We start from the raw sequence: 19,133 nt of genomic DNA, 5'->3' as shown, positions 1-19,133 counted from the left end.
GTTGCTCCCTGTCAGCCGGGTGAAGGCGTTTTTCCGGCGAGCGACTCTCGGCTCGCGTGAAGAAAACGCGTCAAATAAAATTCCAGAGCTCCGTCCCGATTCAATCGGAACGGAAAAACCTCTAGGTCACGAAAGTCTGTGCGGCGTGCCAGCCGAGGCTTTCGAGCGTGGTCGTCCGCGGCTTGTATTCGCACCCGATCCAGCCTCGATACCCGATGCTGTCAAGATGCTTGAACAGATAGGAGTAGTTGATTTCGCCGGTTCCCGGCTCATAACGCCCCGGATTGTCGGCGAGCTGGACATGCGCGATCCGGCCGAGATGCTTCTGCATGGTGCGAGCGAGGTCGCCTTCCATGATCTGCATGTGATAGATGTCGTACTGGATGAAGAGGTTATTCGACCGCACGTCCGAGATCAGCTGCACCGCCTGCTCGGTGCCGTTGAGATAGAAGCCGGGAATGTCGAGCGTGTTGATCGGCTCGACCAGCAGCTTGATGCCGTGCTGGGCGAGCGCGCCGGCAGCGAAGCGCAGGTTGGACACGAGGACTTCCTGCAGGTCTGCCCTATCCGTATCGGCTGGCGCGATGCCGACCAGGCAGTTCAGCTGCCGGCAATCCAGCGCCTTTGCATAGTCGATTGCGCGCACCACGCCGTCGCGAAATTCATCGACCCGATTGCGCAGAATCGCAATGCCACGCTCGCCGGCGGCCCAGTTGCCGGCCGGAAGATTATGCAGCACCTGGGTCAGCCCGCAGCGCGCCAATTCCTCGCGCAACGCGCCCTTTTCGAAGTCATAAGGAAATAGATACTCGACTGCGTTGAAGCCGGCGGCCTTGGCGGCAGTGAAGCGGTCGAGGAACGGCATCTCGTTGAAGAGCATGGTGAGGTTGGCGGCAAACTGAGGCACGGGTCGTATCTCCGCTTGAAGCGCTGAAAGATGTCGTCAGGCCGGCAACAATGTGCCGGATCGTGATGCGCTCGGCACGTCATCGAGCGGGAGGTCCAGCACCTCCTCGAACTCGACGACGTTGTCGATCTCGCTGCCCATCGCGATGTTGGTGACGCGTTCGAGGATGAATTCGACCACCACGGGCACGCGATGCCTGGCCATCAGCGCGCGTGCTGTCGCGAAAGCCGCCTGCGCGTCGTTCGGATCGGTGACCCGGATCGCCTTGCAGCCCAGTCCTTCCGCGACGGTCACGTGGTCGACGCCGTAGACGCCGATCTCGGGTGCGTTGATGTTCTCGAAGGAGAGCTGGACTTGATAGTCCATCTCGAAGCCGCGCTGGGCCTGGCGGATCAGGCCGAGATAGGAATTGTTCACGACGACGTGGATGTAGGGTAGATTGAACTGCGCGCCGACCGCAAGCTCCTCGATCAGGAACTGGAAGTCGTAGTCGCCGGAGAGCGCGACGATGTCGCGATCCGGGCACGCCGCACGCACGCCGAGCGCGGCGGGCAGCGTCCAGCCGAGCGGGCCGGCTTGGCCAGCGTTGATCCAGTTGCGTGGATTGTAGACATTGAGGAATTGCGCGCCGGCGATCTGCGACAGGCCGATCACGGTGACATAAGTGGCGTCGCGGCCGAACGCCTTGTTCATCTCCTCGTAGACGCGCTGCGGCTTGATCGGCACGTCGTCGAAATGGCTCTTGCGCAGCATCGAACGCTTGCGGTCGCGACAGGCGGCGGGCCAGGCTTGCCGATCGCGTAGCCTCCCGGACCTCCGCCACTCCCTGGCGACGCTCACGAACATTTCCAGCGCAGCCTTGGCGTCCGAGACGATACCGAGGTCCGGATTGAAGACCCGTCCGATCTGCGTCGGCTCGATGTCGACATGGACGAATTTGCGGCCCTTCGTGTAGGTCTCGATTGAGCCGGTATGCCGGTTGGCCCAGCGATTTCCGATGCCGAGCACGAAATCGGATTCGAGCATCGTGGCGTTGGCGTAGCGATGGCTGGTCTGCAAGCCGACCATGCCTGCCATCAGCGCATGATCGTCAGGAATAGCGCCCCACGCCATCAGCGTCGGAACCACCGGAACGTTGACCGCTTCGGCGAAGGCGACCAGCAGATCCGAGGCATCGGCATTGATGATGCCGCCGCCGGCGACGATCAGCGGCCGCTCGGCCGCGTTCAGCATCTCCAGCGCCTTCTCGATTTGCTTGCGCGTGGCAGCGGGCTTGTAGACCGGCAGCGGCTCATAAGTCTCGTCGTCGAACTCGATCTCGGTGAGTTGCACGTCGAGCGGCATGTCGATCAACACCGGCCCCGGCCTGCCCGAGCGCATCACGTGAAAAGCCTGGCTGAACACGCGCGGCACCAGCGCGGGTTCGCGCACCGTCACTGCCCATTTGGTCACGGGCTTTGCGATCGACTCGATATCGACCGCCTGGAAATCTTCCTTGTACAGCCGCGCCCGGGGCGCCTGTCCGGTGATGCAGAGGATCGGGATGGAATCGGCGATCGCGGAATAGAGCCCGGTGATCATGTCGGTGCCGGCCGGCCCCGAGGTGCCGATGCAGACGCCGATATTACCGGCCTTGGCCCGCGTATATCCTTCCGCCATGTGCGAGGCGCCCTCGACATGCCGCGCCAGGATGTGGCGGATCGAACCGCGCTTCCTGAGCGCCGAGTAAAGCGGATTGATCGCGGCCCCGGGAACCCCGAATGCGCACGTGATCCCTTCGCGTTGGAGAATGCGCACTGCTGCATCGACTGCTCGCATCTTCATGTGATGATCCCGCTTCGCTATGAGTTGGCCTGAGCAGGATCATCAGGCCCGCGAGCATCGATCTCAACGCAATCGATTGGAATTTCCGCGCTGTGGCAACGCTCGCGATTTCTTGCGCGTCTTCAAACGATTAGCGTCAGCGTAGAAATGGAAATTGTTGCGGACGGAATTGCAGCCAGCCTTACGCCTGCGCTTGCTGCGTGCGGTTTCCACGAAGTTCGGCCGTGAGTTCGGCTGCGATCCGGTGCACGATCGTACCGATCTCGGGCAAGCGTTCGTTCGTCAGCCTGTCCGCCATGCCGGATACCGAGATTGCGGCATATGGCTCGTTGCAATCGTTGAAGACGACGGCGGCCACGCAACGCAGGCCGAGGCGCGCCTCTTCATCATCCACCGCATAACCCAGACGCCGCACGTTCTCCAATTCCTTGAACAGCTCGCCGGGCCGCACGATCGATTTTTCCGTCAGCCGCGGCATGCCCTGACGACGAATGATCGCATTGACGTCGGCGTCGGAATAGGTAGCCAGCACCGCCTTCCCCACTCCGGAGGCGATCATTGCGACGCGGCCGCCCACCTTGGTCAGCGAGCGCATGATCTCGCGGCTTTCCATGCGGGTCAGCACGATGATGAACTCGTCGTCGACCACGGCGAGATTGGCCGTCTCGCGGGTGAGATCGCGCAGCTTGCGCAGATAGGGAATCGCCTGCGCAGCAAAATTCCGACGGCGCACAAAGGTCGAGCCGACCACGAAGCTTTGCGCGCCGATGTGCCACTTGGATTCGTCGCGGTCGAACTGAACGAACCTGCGGTTCTCGAGCGTGGTCAGCAGCCGATGTACGGTCGAGGGCGACAGGCCGGTGCGGATCGCCAGATCGGTCAGCCGATAGCCTTCATCATCCTCTGCAAGTGTCTCCAGGATTTGCATGGCGCGATCAACGGACTGAACGCCGCCGTCGCGCGCGTCCGGCTCCGGCTGCGCGCGAAGATCGGGATCGGACGGCTTGCGTCGGATCGGCTCTCTTTTCATCACGACCTGCCCCTAACCGGTTGCGGTTCAGAACGAAATTGCTCGTCGAGAACGAGCGCCATAATTGGCATATGGCATACCAAAATGCCATGAAGTCAAGGTGCCAGCACTCGCGAATAGGTCAGTATTTTTGCCATTCTTCCTAGCAAATGGCTCGATTCTTTTGTTTGACATCTGGGATAATGTATACCACGATCCATTTCACAGCGACCCAGTCAAGCAACCGGGAGGACGATGCCATGTACGTCGGGGACATCCTTCGCGCCAACAATGTGCACGTGGTGACGATCGGCTCGAACGAAACCGTGAGCATTGCAGCGAACCTGATGTACGCGAGCAATGTCGGCGCCCTCGTGGTCAGGAACGCCTCGCGCAGCAAGGACGCCGCCGTGATCGGAATGTTCAGCGAGCGCGACGTTGTTGCTGTGATCGCCGAGCGCGGCACCAATGGTCTTGCGATGAAAGTCGCGCAGTTCATCTCGCCGCGGCCGCTGCTGTCCTGCAATTCGCAAGATGCGCTCACGGATGTCGAGCGCCTCATGGCCCGTCATGGGATCCGCTATGTCCCCGTCATCGACAACGGCCGGCTCGTCGGCGTCGTGAGCATGCGGGACATCACCCTTGCTTACGAGGAAGCCGCCTGCGCGGCCTGACAGACTTACCCAAGGCCATTGCTGCTCGGTTCGAGCCGCTGCGGCTCCTGCTGTGTCCCCACTTTGCTTGCGAGGATCTGATGAGAATCTGCATCTACGGCGCCGGTGCGATCGGCGGCTATCTCGGTGTCGAATTTATGCGCGCTGGTGCCGATGTCAGCCTGGTCGCGCGGGGTGCGCATCTCGCCGCAATGCGGCAGAACGGCCTGAAGCTCCTGATCGGCGACGAGGAGCGTGTCGTGCATCCTCGCTGTACCGATAACGCCGCCGAACTCGGCGAGCAGGATTACGTCATCATCTGCCTCAAGGCGCATTCGATCACCGGGGTCATCGAGCCGATGCGGCCGCTGCTCGGCGATCGGACCCGCATCGTCACCGCCGTTAACGGCATTCCCTATTGGTATTTCCACAAGCACGGCGGACGGCACGAAGGATCGACGCTCGAGAGCATCGATCCTGGCGGTCGGCAGTGGAACGAGCTGGGCCCCGAGCGCGCCATCGGCTGCATCGTCTATCCCGCCACCGAGATCGAGGCGCCCGGCGTGATCCGCCACGTCTACGGCAGCAACTTTCCGCTCGGCGAGCCCTCCGGCGAGATCACTGATGACGTGCAGCATCTCGCCGACCTGTTCGTCACCGCCGGGCTGAAGGCGCCGGTGCTCGACCGCATCCGGGACGAGATCTGGCTGAAGCTGTGGGGTAACGTCTGCTTCAACCCGATCAGCGCCCTCACCCACGCGACCCTCGACGTGATCTGCAGCAATCCCGGCACGCGCGCGCTGTCACGGGCGATCATGCTGGAGGCCCAGGCGATCGCGGAAAGCCTCGGGGTCAAGTTCCGCGTTGACGTCGAGCGCCGCATCGAGGGCGCCCGCAAGGTCGGCGCGCACAAGACCTCGATGCTCCAGGATCTCGAGCGCGGCCGCCCGATGGAGATCGATCCGCTCGTCACGGTGGTGCAGGAGATGGGCCGGATGACTGATATCGCGACGCCCGCCCTCGATGCGGTGCTGGCGCTGGTCGCGCAGCGCACCAGGCTGGCCGGCCTCTATGACGGGGCGGCCGGCGCCGCAGCAGCAGAAACGCTGGCGGTGGCGTGATCCCGATGGCCAATGTTACGCGCTGGGTCCGCTTCCGCCACCATGCCGAAATCGGCTTCGGGCAACTCACCCCGTCCGGCATCTCCGTGCACGACGGGGACATGTTCGGCGACCCGCGACCGACTGGACAAACGCTGGCGCTGGATAACGTCGAGCTGCTGGCCCCCACGCAACCGAGCAAGGTCATCGCGCTTTGGAACAATTTTCACGCGCTTGCGGAGAAGCTGAAATCACCTGAGCCCGCCGAACCGCTGTACCTGTTGAAGGCGCCGACCAGCGTCACCGCGCCTGGTGCCGTCATCAGGCGTCCCTTGGGCTATGATGGCAAGACGACCTACGAAGGTGAACTCGGCATCGTCATCGGCAAAAGCTGCACGGCGGTCGCCCCCGAACACGCCGACGCCTTCATCTTCGGTTACACCTGCACCAACGACGTCACCGCCGCGGACATCCTCAATCGCGACCCGACCTTCCCGCAATGGGCGCGGGCCAAGGGCTTCGATGGATATGGCCCCTTCGGCCCCGTGATTGCGTCAGGCCTCGACCCCGCACGCCTTATGGTCCGTACCATCCTCAATGGCGCGGAGCGGCAGAACTATCCGATCTCGGACATGATCTTCAGCGCTCAGGAGCTGATCAGCAGGATCTCCCATGACATGACCCTGCTGCCCGGCGACCTCATCTGCTGCGGAACGTCGATTGGCGTCGGCGTGATGAAGGAGCCGGTGAACACGGTCACCGTCGCGATCGACGGCATCGGCGAGCTGACCAACGAATTCCGTCAGTAGGCTGCGGCGGGACGATAACCCGACGCAGCCGGCCCAAACGACGATTATCTGCTTTAGGAGCGTACATGATCTCCACGAATCCGGCATCAGCGCCCGGCGGCTTCCGCTGGCTGCAACTGGCGATCGGAATTGTCTGCATGGCGATGATCGCCAATCTGCAATATGGCTGGACGCTGTTCGTTGATCCGATCGACGCGAAGTTTCACTGGGGTCGTCCAGCCATCCAGCTCGCCTTCACGATTTTCGTGATGACGGAGACATGGCTTGTGCCGGTGGAGGCCTGGTTCGTGGACAAATACGGCCCCCGCATTGTCATCATGTTCGGCGGCCTGATGATCGGGTTGGCCTGGGTCTTGAACTCATACGCCTCCTCTCTCGTCACACTTTATGCGGCAGCTGTCGTCGCGGGCATTGGCGCCGGCGCCGTCTACGGCACTTGCGTCGGCAATGCGTTGAAATGGTTTCCGGACCGGCGCGGCCTGGCCGCAGGAGCAACCGCCGCCGGGTTTGGCGCCGGTGCGGCCCTCACCGTCGTACCGATTGCCAACATGATTGCCGCCGGCGGCTACCAGAGCACCTTCCTGACCTTCGGGATCGGACAAGGCCTCATCGTCATCCTGCTGGCCTGGTTCGTCCGGCCACCGCATGGCGTCGAAGCCCCCAGGAAAAAGCGTCTCAATCTGCCTCAGAGTGCGATCGACTACACTCCGCCCCAGGTGTTGCGCACCCCGATCTTCTGGGTCATGTACCTGGTGTTCGTCATGGTGGCTTCGGGCGGGTTGATGACCGCCGCGCAAATCGGGCCGATCGCCCATGACTTCAAGATCGCGGACACGCCGGTCACCCTGGCGGGCTTCCAGATGGCGGCGCTGACCTTTGCCATCTCGCTCGATCGCGTCTTCGATGGTTTCGGCCGTCCGCTCTTTGGCTGGGTGTCCGATAACATCGGCCGCGAGCACACGATGTTCATCGCGTTCGCGACTGCGGCGCTGATGTTGCTGACGCTGTCCACCTACGGTCACATTCCGGTTGTCTTCGTGCTGGCCACGGCGATCTATTTTGGCGTCTTCGGCGAAATCTACAGCCTGTTTCCGGCGACGTCGGGCGACACATTCGGCGCCAAATACGCAACCACCAATAACGGCATGCTCTACACGGCGAAGGGCACGGCGGCGCTGCTCGTGCCGCTCGCGAGCATCATCTCTTCCCAGCTCGGCTGGCAGGCCGTGTTCATCGTCGCGGTCGCGCTCAATGCCACCGCTGCCCTCACCGCGTTGTTTCTGATCAAGCCTATGCGGCGCGCGTTCATTCTCGGCAGTGAAGCGACGGCAAGCGCCGCAATCGCTCGCGCAAAGGTCTTTCCCGGTGAAGGCGGTCGACTGGAGGCACCCGTGTCTTACGACCGTCTCGAGAAGGCGCCATAACAAGAGACCCATCGGCCGGAGCGCAAGCGATTGAGCGACGAATGGACGGATGTGCGGGCTCGGACCGCCCTGCGGCGAATCTTCGGCGCCGCCATCGCGAGCGCCGATCCAAGGATCACGATTGCCGACGCCCTGCCGGCAAAGCCGAAGGGCAGATGCATCGTTGTCGGCGCGGGTAAGGCGTCGGCGGCAATGGCGGCGGGCCTCGAGGCGGCATGGCCTGACGTCGAGCTTTCAGGTGTCGTCGTCACGCGCCACGGCCATTCGGTTCCAGCCGGCCGTATCGAAGTGCTCGAAGCGTCTCACCCCGTGCCGGATGACACGAGCAAGGCCGCGGCCCTTCGCATGCTGCACGCCGTCGAGGGGCTTTCAGCAGACGATCTCGTCATCGCCCTTATGTCCGGCGGTGGCTCGGCGCTGATGACCCTTCCGGCATCTCCGATGACTCTCGCCGACAAACAAGCGGTAAACCGGGCATTACTCGCGAGCGGGGCGACGATTGCGGAGATGAATGTGGTGCGCAAGCACCTGTCGGCGATCAAAGGCGGTCGGCTGGCGCTTGCAGCGCGCCCTGCGCGCCTCCTCACCCTCGTGATCTCAGACATTCCGGGGGACGATCCGGCTGCGATCGCCTCCGGCCCGACGCTGCCGGACAGCAGCACAAAAGCCGATGCGCTGGAGATCGTAGGCCGGTTTGCCATCGACTTGCCGGAAGCGGCGCGGCTTGTGCTTGAACAAGCTGACGAGACACCCAAGCCCGGCGAGATCGATGCTGATGTCCGCATCCTTGCCGCTCCATTCCATGCGCTTGACGCTGCGGCCAACGCCGCCCTGGACGAAGGCCTGACGCCGATCATTCTTGGAGACGCGATCGAGGGCGAGGCACGGGAACTCGGAACCGTGATGGCCGGCATCGCCCGGTCGGTCGCGTGGCATGCACAGCCAGGCCCTGCCCCCGCGGTGCTGCTGTCGGGAGGCGAGACGACGGTTACGATCGGACGCGGCCCGGCGGGCCGCGGCGGCCGCAACACCGAGTTTTTGCTTGGTCTTGTCATAGCCCTATCAGGTACGTGCGATATCTGGGCCATTGCGGGCGACAGCGATGGAATTGATGGAACGGAAGATGCGGCTGGCGCTTTGATCGGTCCGGATACGCTGCGGCGGGCCGCCGCGAATCTGCTTGACGCACGGGCGCACCTGGCTGCCCATGACAGCTATACGTTCTTCGACCGCCTTGGAGACCTCGTGCGCACCGGGCCGACGCTTACGAACGTCAATGATATCCGTGCCGTGCTGATCGCAGCCGGCCAGCCACCGACGAGGTGATCCATGCGTCGTCATCGACGAGCCAAGATCGTTGCAACCGTTGGTCCAGCGAGCAGTTCCCCCGAGATGCTCGAGGCGCTGCTGCTGGCGGGCGTCGATACGTTCCGCCTGAACTTCAGTCACGGAACGCAGAGCGATCACGCACGCATTCACGCGGCGATCCGAAAGCTGGAACAGGACGTAGGCCGGCCGATCGGCATCCTGGTGGACCTCCAGGGCCCGAAGATCCGCGTCGGCACCTTGCGCGATGGCAAGATCGCCGCAGTGGCCGGCGAGACCATTCGATTCGTCTTGTCCGGATCGGAAGGCGACCGAACCGCAATTCCGCTCCCGCATCGGGAGATCTTTGCCGCCGTTGCCCCCGGCCATGACCTTCTGATCGACGACGGCAGGGTCCGCGTTCGCGTTACCGGGCTCGGTGACGATTTCATCGAAGCCAAGGTGATCGTCGGTGGCACGATCTCGAATCACAAGGGCGTCAACCTGCCCGGGACGGTCCTCGATCTTTCACCGCTTACCGCGAAGGATCGCCTCGATCTGGAGTTCGGCCTGAAACTTGGCGTGGATTGGGTTGCCCTGTCGTTCGTGCAGAAGCCCTCGGATATCATCGAGGCGAGAGGCCTCATTGGCGACCGCGCCGGTCTGATGGCCAAGATCGAGAAGCCGGCAGCTCTCGAACGAATCGACGATATCATCCAGCTGTGCGACGCCATCATGGTTGCGCGGGGAGATCTCGGCGTCGAAATCCCGCATGAGGACGTGCCTGGGCGCCAGAAGGAGCTGGTGCGGGCCTGCCGTCTCGCGGTGAAGCCCGTGATCGTCGCAACCCAAATGCTTGACTCCATGGTGGCAGCGCCGACGCCGACGCGCGCGGAAGCCTCCGATGTTGCGACCGCCATCTATGATGGCGCCGATGCCGTGATGCTGTCGGCGGAGTCCGCGACAGGCCGATATCCGCGCGAAGCGGTCGAGATGATGGACCGCATCATCCGCAGCACCGAACAACACAAGATGTACCGCTCGATCGTCGAGGCGACCCAGCCCGGCGAAGAGCAAACGCCACCGCATGCCGTGGCAACGGCGGCGGCCGATCTCGCCTCCGTCGTTCACGCCGCAGCCATTGTGGCCTATACGTCGAGCGGTACCACGGCGGCACGCGTCGCGCGCAAGCGGCCGAGCCGACCGATCCTCGCCATCACCCCAAGCCGCGAAGTGTCCCGCCGCCTGTGCCTGCTTTGGGGCGCTCACAGCGTGCTTTCCGACGACGTTCAGAGCTATGAGGAGATGGTCGAGCGCGCAACTACATTCGCGCATGCAGAGCAGTTTGCATCAAGCCGCGATCTGCTGGTCGTGGTGGCCGGCATTCCCTTTGGACAAGCGGGAACAACCAACAATCTACGGGTCGTATCGCTCCCCTGAGAGAACCGTCGGCCCGGGCGATTGCATCATTGGCGCACCGTGGGGCAAGATGAACGCAACGGTCGCGCGCCTCCCGATCGCCTAGGTCAGCATCGAGATGATCGACTGAAGCTGATCGGATGCCGACGTCACGAGCCCGTCGAACGATGTCTGGCCGTGAGCCGCGGCTCGCAGGATGCATTCCGCAACAGCGGCCTTGAGACCGAACACGGATTGATCCGCCGGCACGCTTGCCATGACCGCATCCAACGCATCGCGCATCGTCTGGATCAGTTCGGCGCTGTACTTCATGGCTATCCTCCGCAGGCTCAAAATAGGCCGGCCGTACGGGGTCGCCACTCACAAGCGCGCGATTCCAAATTGCCTTTTCGTAATGGAGTGAAAGCCGTGTGAACTGGTGAGCTAGAGATCTCTCTCGGCAAGCTTGCGAAACGCGTCGGGCACCGAATGAACCGCCTCCAGCGCCGCTGAACCATATCCGATCGCCTCCCAGCCAAAGCGATCGCGGATCCTGTCGATCGCACGGTCCGCCGCCCAGCGGGCCATCCCTGTCGGACTTCCAGGCCGAAGCGCTTCGTCCTCCAGTCCGAGTGGAAGCTCCAATGCAAGATCCCAATGCTCCTCGAGATGCGACACCGAGATCGCCAGCAGCGAGATGATCTTCTCGCCGGGATGGTCGGCAAGAGCAGCGCGCACGAGATTCTCGGCGAGCCGGGCCAGGACGATGGTCGTGCACACCGGCGCATCGAGCGTCATCGAGCGCGTCACCGACTTCAGGTCGGCGAAGCGGACGCGCACCGTCACGGTTCGTCCAGGCCGTGACTTCGCCCGAAGCCGCGTGGCGACGCGGTCGGCGAGATGAAGCAGCGTAGGCCGGATGACTTGCTCGATCGCAGGCTTTCGGCCAAGTGCAGATTGTGCTCCTGCCGATCGCGCGCGCCGGTGTGGCTTGAGCTGTCGCGGATCGCGATTCCAGGCCAGCGCGGCGAGTTTCTCGCCCGCTGCCGGACCGAGCAAGTGCGTCAGCGACCGTTCCGACAATTTGGCGAGCTGACCGATCGTCGCGACGCCGATCGCGTCCAACCGGGTCCTGGTGACCGGCCCTACCCCCCACATCAACTCAACCGGCAATTCGTGAAGGAAGCTCAGCTCGGCATCGGGATCAACGACGACAAGTCCGTCGGGCTTTGCGACCTGCGAGGCGATCTTCGCCAGATGCTTGGTGCGGGCGACGCCGACCGAGATCGGAAGGCCGAGCTCGGTGCGCACGCGCCACCGGATCGACGCGGCTATTTCAGCAGGCGTTCCGAACAGGTGAGTGCAGCCGGCAACATCCGCGAACGCCTCGTCGATCGAAATTCGCTCGACCAGCGGCGTGAAGTCGCCGATCACCTTGATGGCCGCATCACCCAGCCGCTGGTAATCGCTGAAATGGCCGCCGACGAAAACAAGTTGCGGGCACAGTCGGCGCGCTTCCCGTCCCGACATGCCGCCATGCACTCCGAAGGCCTTGGCCTCATAGGACGCCGCAAGCACAACGCCGCCCCCGACCGCGATCGGCTTGCCGCGCAGCGACGGCTCGAGCAGTTGCTCGACCGATGCGTAGAATGCATCGAGGTCCGCATGAAGGATGGTGGCTGCGGCTGCCATCTCGACCCGCTCATCCCTGACCTGACCGAAGCCGCCCGTCCCCGGACGTGGAAATTGCCGATAGAACAAAATAGGAACATTCTCAAATCGAGTCAATCCAGCCCGTCGCCGCCGCCGCGAACGACGCCAAATGGTCAACGCGCGTTACCACCCTGCGCGCGCTTGCCGTGCGAGGGGTCTGCCGGCGCTTGCTTCAGCCGGCTTCGCCCGTTCGCCCCCGATCTCGGTCCGCGGGAGATCGAGTGGAGAGTTGCTGCGAGGCATCAATGCGAGGCACGTCGGCGGAGCGTTCGAGATACCGCACCGGCTCACTCATCAGCCGGCTGACTTTGCCGCGCAGGGCTTTTTCGGGTAGATATTTTGCAATGACCGACCAATCCCATCAGGTGGACTTCCAAGCTGCGGCCCACCTTTACAAATGGCCTTCCCTCAACAACTCCAGGCGAGAGGATCGCGCGCCCTATATGGTCGTCAACGGAACGCTCGACCAATGCATTCGGGATTTCATGGGCAAGCCCGAGAAGACGCGACATCTTTACGAGATCCGGACCAAGTCGCAGCCTCCCCTCGTCCCCGACGTGCTGTCACCCGAGCATGTGATCGAGCTCTCCAGGCTTCGCGAGTTTCTCTGAGGCGCGCAGCGAACGCGATCCCGACGCGTGTCGTTTGCGGGCCGACTTATCCATCTGTCGTAAGTCTGGTGCCGGATTGTTTGCCCCTTGGCGAGCCGGTACACTTGCTTGACTCCCTGACCGACCGACGTCCGCGCCGGCATGATTGACCCGCTTCGACCCCGCTGAGGCTCGCACGTCGCCTGCATGGGAGCGGAACGGCGGCACGGCCAGTTAAGGAGCATCGCGAGGCGCCGCATGAAGTTCAATCTGGCGATCTTGAGTGTGCTGGCCGCAAGGCCCGGGCAACGGATCGCGATCGACGAGGTCAGCCGCGAGGTCAAGCGCATGATCGCGGCCGGTGATGAAGCCACGCAGTCGAAGCGGCCGTCCGAACTTGGCGATGCCGACGTCTTCCAATCGGGATGGGCATCGATCAACGATGCGGGCCTGCAGATCACCGATTCGGGACTCTCGCTGTGGCGCTCGCTTGAAGCCGCCCGCATCGCACAAGGACTCGATCAACAGGAAACGGAGCGATTGGACGCTGTTGCAGCCGACACGCGCCATTACGTTGCGGACACCGCGATCGGCCGCCCCGGCGACGTTGATCTCGAGCTCCCCGGCATGACGCGCGAGAACCGCGACGACCGCCAGCCGTCCGGCGCAGGTCATTCGGCTACTGCTCCCGACATCCCCTCAACGGACTCTCCGATCGTCCCTGCGCCTGCATTCGGCTCCTTTCAAGAGGCGAACCGCATGGTGGCTTCGCGGCTGTCCGGTCTGGTCAGCTTCCTCGGCACGATCAAGCCGAAATTCGCCGGCACGCGGCGACGGCGATCCGCGGAGGATGTCAGGGATCGTCGTGCCGATCGTCGAGGCGGATTGACGGGGCTGGCGGTGGCCTGCCTCAGCCTGATCTCGGTCGTCGCTTGCGTTGCCGCCGCGATTGCACTTGGTCAGCTCTCCTCGCTGAAGTCGGACATTGCCGCGTTGCGGCGGGAGATCGCCCCGCTGAGGGAACGACTCGCAAGACTCGAACAGGTCGAAGTCGCAAAACGCGAGGCCGCCCAGCAGCAAGATGCGCAAGACAAGGCCGAGGCAGAAAAGAAGCTGCCTGACGGCGCAGGCGAACAGGCCGCGCTTAGCCTCTCGCGCGAAGAGATTCAGTTGATCAGGGAGTACATCAAGGCCGCGCCTTCGGCCGGCGCAGCCGTCGCGCCGATCAACGTCGGCGATCCCATCACCGGCGGAATGATTCCGCTGCCTTCATCGCTGACGGAAAAGCTGCCGCGTCTTGTCGGCGCGAGATTTGCGACCCGCAACGGCGCCATCATCATCAGCACGCGAAACAGCCGCCGCATCGATGCCGTGCTGCTGCCGAACTAGATCGTGGCGAGGTCAAGTCGCAGGGGCGAGCTGCCAAAATATTGAAAACAACCCCATGCAAAGGAGCCGGACGGCAAATCGAAGGTATTATTTCACCATTCAGGAATCGTGCAGACGCCCGTGAACCGCTATCAGCCTAGGGTTGATTGTTCGGCGGCCGCTCGATGAAGCGCCGGCTGCCGTTGAGAAGCTCGAGATTGTTGGCGATGACGGGGTTGCCCGGATCGAGCGAATAAGCCTTCTCGAACTTCCGCCGCGCGCCGCTCAGGTTGCCGCGCAGCATGAGGGAATAGCCCTGATCGTTGAGGATCTGGACGGTCTCCCCGCCAAGCCGGATCGCCTGCGCATAGGCCTGATCAGCAAGATCGAAGCGGCGCAACTTGTCGTAGCTTGCCGCGAGCCCGACCCAGGCCGTCACGTCCTTCGGCGCCTTCTCGACCGCATCCTTGAAATAGCGCTGCGAGATTCCGTAATTGCCGCGGTTGTACTGCTCGAGTCCCATCCGCACCGGTTCGTCGGACGGATAGTATTTGACGTCGGTCGGCTCCTGCACAGGGTCGCCGCCCGGCGGATCCACGGGCGCGACGATTGCCGCCTCCCGCGTTGTGTAGTCACAGGCCCCAAGGCCGGTCGCCAAGCCGCAACAGATCAACGCCGGCGCGAGACGATGCAATCCTCGCCCCGTTCCCCAAGTCCAGCGCATCCCCCGCACCATTCGAAGATCCATCGCAAAACTACCTACGAAAACAGACGGCACGACCGAAATACCGAGGTCTGCCGAAACCTAACGTCGCACTTCCCTTCCGAATCCCTGCCCAGGCACCTGGCCGACGCTGCAAGGACATTACCTGCCGCCTCCGCCTCCAACCCCGACGGCCACCGATCCTCCGGTCCCGGCTCCCAATCCGGTCGTGTTGACATTCTGAATCGTGGTGACGGGCGGCGGCTGGCCCATCGCTTTGGTCGGATCACCCATGTCGGGGAGCTGATCCAGCGGGCGTTGCTGAGTGCCATAGCGCTGCACGGCACCGTTTGTACGCCGCGCGTCATACGCGATCCGGCGATCGCCGACATAGGCCGGCCACGGGTGGATCGTGTGGGTGACGGCGTTGACCTCCTTGGCGTTGCCGGCGCTCATCGTGATGGTGTCGGAACGCTGCACGTAGCGGTCCATCTCGTCGTGTCCGTAGAGGCCGTAGCAGCCGCCGAGCAGGAAGGGCGCGAGCAGAGCGAGGTATCTGACGGTCATCTCTACCTCCCTAGTTCAAGGTCTTCACGACCGGCTGGTTCGCACCGACGGCCGGTGGCAGAGCCGGTACAACGGCGTTCGGCGCGATGATGTGACCGTAGGGCCCCTTCACATCGCCGCCCGAATTGACGTAGTCGTCGTAACGCTTGCGCACTTCCATCTGGCCATTGAGGAAGAAGTCGACGTCATTGGCCGGCAGGCGCGAATCGAGCGGCGATGCCAGTTGCTGGCCGGGCGCCGCCGGCGCGACGAGGCGCGGCGTCACGATGATGACCAGGTCGGTCTCCTGCTGCTGGTACGACTTGCTGCTGAACAAGGTCCCGAGAATCGGCACCGAGCCGATCCAGGGCAGTTGCGAGACGTCCTGCCGGTTGCGCGTCTGCAGCAGGCCGGCGATCGCAAAGCTCTGGCCGTCGCGCAATTCGACCGTGGTGCGCGCGTCACGGCGGGTCAACGCCGGGATCGTCGTTCCGGAGATGCTCACCGCGTTGGTAAAATCGAGCTCGCTGACCGAGGGCTCGACGCGGAGATTGATCACTCCGCGCGACAGCACGGTCGGCACGAAGGCAAGTTCGACACCGAACTTCTTGTAGTCGATGGTCACGGTCGGCAGCGCGCCCGGGACCGGCGACGATGCGACTGGCACCGGGATCTCGCCACCTGCCAGGAATCGCGCAGCATCGCCCGAAAGCGTGGTCAAATTCGGCTCCGCCAGCCGGCGGGCCAGCCCTTTCGTTTCCAGCGCGGTAATCAGAAGGTCCACCGAACTGCCGCTGCTGGTTCGAAGAATGCTAGTCAACAAGCTTCCGAACGGAGGTGCGGCCACGCCGCCGGCCGAGCCAATGAGTGTACCCGCAGTACCTAGCAGCGGAATGGTGCCCGGCGGGGGCCCCACGTTCGGCATGTTAACTCGGCCGCTGTTCGGGTTCAGCACGCCAGCCCCAGTATTGGCAATATTCGACCCGCTGGCGTTTGCTGCATAAAGGTTCACGCCGAGATCGCGTCCCGCCTCGCGGTTCACCTCGAGGAAGCGCACCTCGAGCATCACCTGCTGCGGTGCCGCAACACTCATGGCATTGACGACGATGGCGTCCTTGGGAACGCTGCCCTGGGCAATTGTCATCGCCCGCTCCGCGGAAACCGCATCGGTAGCCATTCCGCTCAGCACAACCTGCCCTTCGGAGGCGGACACGCGAATGCCGCGCGTGCCGGTGCCGGCCTGGATATTCTGCTGCAAATTGCCGATATCGAGCGTCACCTCGACATCGAGAATGCCGATCTGCTTCATCGAGCTGTCGAACAGGATGACGTTGGTGGTGCCGGTCTTCTTGCCCTGGACGTAGATGAGATGGTCGCTCAGCGACTTCACGTCGGCGATTTCGGGTGAGCCCGCCACGATCGACGAGAACGCCGTATCGACCCTGAAGGTGCGCGACTTGTTGACGGTCACCCTGACGCGCTGGACGTCGCTCATCTCGCTGACGAAGACGCCGCTGGATGACGGCGCCCGCCGGTCCGCGGCGGCTGCAGGATCGGCGAAATGAAACAGGGCGATCGCAGCGCCAAACGCCATCGCGCTCAGGGCAACCAGCCCAAGTCCCGCATCAACCGAAACGCGACTTCCCATCATGCCAATCCCCTTCGCCGCGTCGCCGCGACGATCCCCGTAAATCTACGACCTCGGCGTCCCGATCACTCCCGTTCGTCCACCACGCCGTAGAGCTTACAGTCTGTCCGACTACAAATAGTTACTCGCGAAAATTCCCACTTCCCCGCGCACCGAGCACTCACCCGGGTCGCAAGGCCGCTAATGGCGGCTGGTCAATCATCCCCCGCCACGCGCCTCGATTGCAAGGAAAGAGGTCCGCCCGGCCGCGGCAACGCCGGAGAAAACTGCCCGATGTTGCCAGCGCGCACCACTTCGGTAGCCTGCCTGGGCTATTGCCCGGCCCGCCCATCGGGCCGAGCCGCCCCGGCGGCCGACCAGGCCGGCGCTTTCGATCGGCCGCGCCGAATCGGGCTCTGCTCAGAATGGAATCGTGGTGGACGCGCTCGGCGCGTTCAATGACGTGCCCCAGATCGGCATGATCATGGCGAAGCCCGACTGGGACGCCGTCACCGTCAGCGCCGAGGCGCCCGCCGTCGTGGTCACCGTCGGCGTCAGACTGGCACCATACAGGAAGGGAGCAACGGCCTGCTTCTGCGCGGGCGTCAGATAGTCACCGGTACAGCTGGATGGTGAATTGGACGCCAGCACGGCGGGGGTGTAGCAGGTGATCATATTCGCCCGGGCCCCGGCATCCGCAAGCAGGCGCAACGATTGCATCGTGATCGCGTATCGTCCGAAATCAAAGACGGCGAAGATCAGGGTGAACAAGGGCACGGCGATGAGGCAGAACTCGAGAGCCGCGACCCCGCGCTGGTCGAGCCTTTTCATCACTGCACCAGGCGCACGGTTTGAACATTGGGCTTTGCCGCCCCATCCGACGTACACTGACTGTTGTCCAGGGTCGTATTGCCCTGGAAAGTCACCGCATAGGCTATGACCTGATAGCAACCGGTGCCCGGGGCACTCGACGAGCTGTTGCCTCCGTATGTCACGGGTGCATTCGGGATATAGACCGTGCCATTGAAATAGCTGGTGGAGGTGCCACTGATATTGACGCCTTGCTTCGAATAGCTCTCACCATCGTAGAGCAGAAGATCCTTCATCAGGGCCAACACCGATGCTGACAAGACCGACGGCCCGGTAGGCGACTTCATTGCCGTAAGCTGGATCGTGGGATTCCCCGTAAATTTGAGCGATGTACCACTTCCGAAAAATATCAAGGTAGCCGTTCCCGTTATGGTCGGATTGCCGTTGATAGTGATGTTCCCCGAAAAATAGTACGTGCCGTTTAATGTAGTGGTGGGGCTGAACGACGGATTGGTATTGTAACAGCTGCATGTCTCGTATGGCTGCGGTGCGGCGTTGTTGATGTTGTTCGCAAAATTTGACGTCTTCAACGCAGACAGCGCCGTGTTGACCGCACTCAGCGGATCCGGGATTGGCTGCTGATAGGTTTGCACGCCCGTGCATTGACTTCCGCCTGTCTGGGAGCAGCCGCCGACCGTGTAGCTCGGCGCATTCACCGAGATACCCGAATTGCCGATGAAGCCGATCGCGTTCGACGCGCTGCTGTCCGACGAAATACCGCACGTTGCCGACGAGACCGTAGCGCTTCCCTGGAAGGTGACGGGGTCCTTCAACGCCAGCACGCATGGAGGTTTCGCCAAGCTGTCGAGCTTGGCGACCGCCGTCGCGGCGATAGTAACCGTCGACAAGCCAAGCACCTGAGCCAGATATCCCGGCTGCTGCTGGCTGAGGGTGGCTTGAACGTACGTTCCCGCCACCCCGTTCCACGACGTCAGCGAGGCGACCTGGACGGTCCGCGTGACGCCACTGATCGCCACACATCTGGAGCCGGGATAGGCGGTGTCGCCGGAATTGCAGAACGCATTCTGAGCCGCCGCCTGCTTGCCGCGGTAATCATACGTCTGGGTGTTGTTGCAGGTCGTGCCCGGCTGCGGGGCGCTGTCGCACGCGAGCCGCAAGGCGCCGGCATAGGCCGCCGCATCAGCCGCACCTTGGGCGCGTTGCCGAGTGACATACCAGGATCCGGCTTCACCGCCGAGAGCCATCATTCCGATCAACGGGATCAACGCAATCACAGTTGCGAACGCGGCCGAGCCGCGACGGCAATGAAGCATGTTACGCATGGAA

Annotated in this window: 18 protein-coding genes; 8 read left to right on the top strand and 10 right to left on the bottom strand. The window is 63.1% G+C overall.

Annotated elements, in window-relative coordinates; translation table 11 throughout:
- Positions 1-121 precede the first annotated feature (121 nt).
- The 3 genes from hyi to RX327_RS15800 all read right to left on the bottom strand — a co-directional run bounded on the left by hyi (position 122) and on the right by RX327_RS15800 (position 3,761).
- Positions 122-907, bottom strand: a complete 786-nt coding sequence (gene hyi / locus RX327_RS15810; protein ID WP_317250802.1) for a hydroxypyruvate isomerase — start codon at positions 905-907, stop codon at positions 122-124.
- Between the two features lie 36 nt (positions 908-943).
- Complete coding sequence (gene gcl / locus RX327_RS15805; protein ID WP_317250801.1) at positions 944-2,731, bottom strand: glyoxylate carboligase; 1,788 nt, start codon at positions 2,729-2,731, stop codon at positions 944-946.
- 181 nt (positions 2,732-2,912) lie between these two features.
- The gene (locus tag RX327_RS15800) at positions 2,913-3,761 is read right to left on the bottom strand and encodes an IclR family transcriptional regulator (protein ID WP_317250800.1); all 849 of its coding nucleotides are present in this window, start codon (positions 3,759-3,761) and stop codon (positions 2,913-2,915) included.
- Positions 3,762-4,000: 239 nt separating this feature from the next.
- Between RX327_RS15800 and RX327_RS15795 the strand changes: the two genes are divergently transcribed.
- The 6 genes from RX327_RS15795 to pyk all read left to right on the top strand — a co-directional run bounded on the left by RX327_RS15795 (position 4,001) and on the right by pyk (position 10,471).
- Entirely contained in the window at positions 4,001-4,414 is a 414-nt protein-coding gene (locus RX327_RS15795) for a CBS domain-containing protein (RefSeq protein ID WP_050386296.1), read from the top strand.
- An 80-nt stretch (positions 4,415-4,494) separates the two neighbouring features.
- Positions 4,495-5,514, top strand: coding sequence for a 2-dehydropantoate 2-reductase (locus tag RX327_RS15790; protein ID WP_317250799.1), 1,020 nt, complete (start codon positions 4,495-4,497; stop codon positions 5,512-5,514).
- 5 nt (positions 5,515-5,519) lie between these two features.
- A complete protein-coding gene (locus RX327_RS15785) occupies positions 5,520-6,302 on the top strand; it encodes a fumarylacetoacetate hydrolase family protein (protein WP_317250798.1) in 783 nt (260 codons plus the stop codon).
- Positions 6,303-6,367: 65 nt separating this feature from the next.
- Positions 6,368-7,726: an oxalate/formate MFS antiporter gene (oxlT, locus tag RX327_RS15780; RefSeq protein WP_028334101.1), complete on the top strand. Its 1,359-nt coding sequence runs from the start codon at positions 6,368-6,370 to the stop codon at positions 7,724-7,726.
- Between the two features lie 30 nt (positions 7,727-7,756).
- Entirely contained in the window at positions 7,757-9,052 is a 1,296-nt protein-coding gene (locus RX327_RS15775) for a glycerate kinase (RefSeq protein ID WP_317250797.1), read from the top strand.
- A gap of 3 nt (positions 9,053-9,055) precedes the next feature.
- Positions 9,056-10,471 (top strand): pyruvate kinase, encoded by a 1,416-nt coding sequence (gene pyk, locus RX327_RS15770; RefSeq protein WP_317250796.1) that lies wholly within the window; start codon positions 9,056-9,058, stop codon positions 10,469-10,471.
- Between the two features lie 81 nt (positions 10,472-10,552).
- Here the strand turns inward: pyk and RX327_RS15765 are convergent, their stop codons facing one another.
- The gene (locus RX327_RS15765; protein WP_016846027.1) at positions 10,553-10,762 is read right to left on the bottom strand and encodes a hypothetical protein; all 210 of its coding nucleotides are present in this window, start codon (positions 10,760-10,762) and stop codon (positions 10,553-10,555) included.
- Positions 10,763-10,873: 111 nt separating this feature from the next.
- Entirely contained in the window at positions 10,874-12,121 is a 1,248-nt protein-coding gene (gene dinB / locus RX327_RS15760) for a DNA polymerase IV (RefSeq protein ID WP_050386297.1), read from the bottom strand.
- Positions 12,122-12,486: 365 nt separating this feature from the next.
- Between dinB and RX327_RS15755 the strand changes: the two genes are divergently transcribed.
- Both RX327_RS15755 and RX327_RS15750 read left to right on the top strand, forming a co-directional pair.
- On the top strand, positions 12,487-12,753 hold the full coding sequence (locus RX327_RS15755) for a hypothetical protein (protein WP_016846025.1): 267 nt from the start codon (positions 12,487-12,489) through the stop codon (positions 12,751-12,753).
- Positions 12,754-12,990: 237 nt separating this feature from the next.
- Positions 12,991-14,121, top strand: a complete 1,131-nt coding sequence (locus RX327_RS15750) for a hypothetical protein (protein WP_317250794.1) — start codon at positions 12,991-12,993, stop codon at positions 14,119-14,121.
- Between the two features lie 136 nt (positions 14,122-14,257).
- On the opposite strand, the gene RX327_RS15745 is transcribed toward RX327_RS15750, so the two are convergent.
- The 5 genes from RX327_RS15745 to RX327_RS15725 all read right to left on the bottom strand — a co-directional run bounded on the left by RX327_RS15745 (position 14,258) and on the right by RX327_RS15725 (position 19,129).
- Positions 14,258-14,674 carry a tetratricopeptide repeat protein gene (locus RX327_RS15745; RefSeq protein WP_317250793.1) on the bottom strand — a complete coding sequence of 139 codons (417 nt, stop codon included), beginning with the start codon at positions 14,672-14,674 and terminating at the stop codon, positions 14,258-14,260.
- 291 nt (positions 14,675-14,965) lie between these two features.
- Positions 14,966-15,370 (bottom strand): hypothetical protein, encoded by a 405-nt coding sequence (locus tag RX327_RS15740; protein WP_317250792.1) that lies wholly within the window; start codon positions 15,368-15,370, stop codon positions 14,966-14,968.
- A 10-nt stretch (positions 15,371-15,380) separates the two neighbouring features.
- Positions 15,381-17,000, bottom strand: a complete 1,620-nt coding sequence (locus tag RX327_RS15735) for a type II and III secretion system protein family protein (RefSeq protein ID WP_317250791.1) — start codon at positions 16,998-17,000, stop codon at positions 15,381-15,383.
- A gap of 396 nt (positions 17,001-17,396) precedes the next feature.
- A complete protein-coding gene (locus tag RX327_RS15730; RefSeq protein WP_317250790.1) occupies positions 17,397-17,807 on the bottom strand; it encodes a pilus assembly protein in 411 nt (136 codons plus the stop codon).
- Positions 17,807-19,129: a pilus assembly protein TadG-related protein gene (locus tag RX327_RS15725; RefSeq protein WP_317250789.1), complete on the bottom strand. Its 1,323-nt coding sequence runs from the start codon at positions 19,127-19,129 to the stop codon at positions 17,807-17,809. The genes RX327_RS15730 and RX327_RS15725 overlap by 1 nt, the downstream gene beginning before the upstream one ends.
- Positions 19,130-19,133 lie beyond the last annotated feature (4 nt).

This window comes from Bradyrhizobium sp. BEA-2-5 (assembly GCF_032918025.1).
Lineage (GTDB): Bacteria > Pseudomonadota > Alphaproteobacteria > Rhizobiales > Xanthobacteraceae > Bradyrhizobium > Bradyrhizobium pachyrhizi.
This window is presented reverse-complemented; position numbering and strand designations above follow the sequence as displayed.

Bases quoted from the DNA above. Each gene is read 5' to 3' on its own strand.
- dinB (WP_050386297.1), bottom strand. From the start codon at position 12,121: ATGGCAGCCGCAGCCACCATCCTTCATGCGGACCTCGATGCATTCTAC.
- gcl (WP_317250801.1), bottom strand. From the start codon at position 2,731: ATGAAGATGCGAGCAGTCGATGCAGCAGTGCGCATTCTCCAACGCGAA.
- RX327_RS15735 (WP_317250791.1), bottom strand. From the start codon at position 17,000: ATGATGGGAAGTCGCGTTTCGGTTGATGCGGGACTTGGGCTGGTTGCC.
- RX327_RS15800 (WP_317250800.1), bottom strand. From the start codon at position 3,761: ATGAAAAGAGAGCCGATCCGACGCAAGCCGTCCGATCCCGATCTTCGC.
- RX327_RS15790 (WP_317250799.1), top strand. From the start codon at position 4,495: ATGAGAATCTGCATCTACGGCGCCGGTGCGATCGGCGGCTATCTCGGT.
- RX327_RS15795 (WP_050386296.1), top strand. From the start codon at position 4,001: ATGTACGTCGGGGACATCCTTCGCGCCAACAATGTGCACGTGGTGACG.
- RX327_RS15730 (WP_317250790.1), bottom strand. From the start codon at position 17,807: ATGAAAAGGCTCGACCAGCGCGGGGTCGCGGCTCTCGAGTTCTGCCTC.
- RX327_RS15725 (WP_317250789.1), bottom strand. From the start codon at position 19,129: ATGCGTAACATGCTTCATTGCCGTCGCGGCTCGGCCGCGTTCGCAACT.
- RX327_RS15765 (WP_016846027.1), bottom strand. From the start codon at position 10,762: ATGAAGTACAGCGCCGAACTGATCCAGACGATGCGCGATGCGTTGGAT.
- oxlT (WP_028334101.1), top strand. From the start codon at position 6,368: ATGATCTCCACGAATCCGGCATCAGCGCCCGGCGGCTTCCGCTGGCTG.
- RX327_RS15750 (WP_317250794.1), top strand. From the start codon at position 12,991: ATGAAGTTCAATCTGGCGATCTTGAGTGTGCTGGCCGCAAGGCCCGGG.
- pyk (WP_317250796.1), top strand. From the start codon at position 9,056: ATGCGTCGTCATCGACGAGCCAAGATCGTTGCAACCGTTGGTCCAGCG.
- RX327_RS15755 (WP_016846025.1), top strand. From the start codon at position 12,487: ATGACCGACCAATCCCATCAGGTGGACTTCCAAGCTGCGGCCCACCTT.
- RX327_RS15740 (WP_317250792.1), bottom strand. From the start codon at position 15,370: ATGACCGTCAGATACCTCGCTCTGCTCGCGCCCTTCCTGCTCGGCGGC.
- RX327_RS15785 (WP_317250798.1), top strand. From the start codon at position 5,520: ATGGCCAATGTTACGCGCTGGGTCCGCTTCCGCCACCATGCCGAAATC.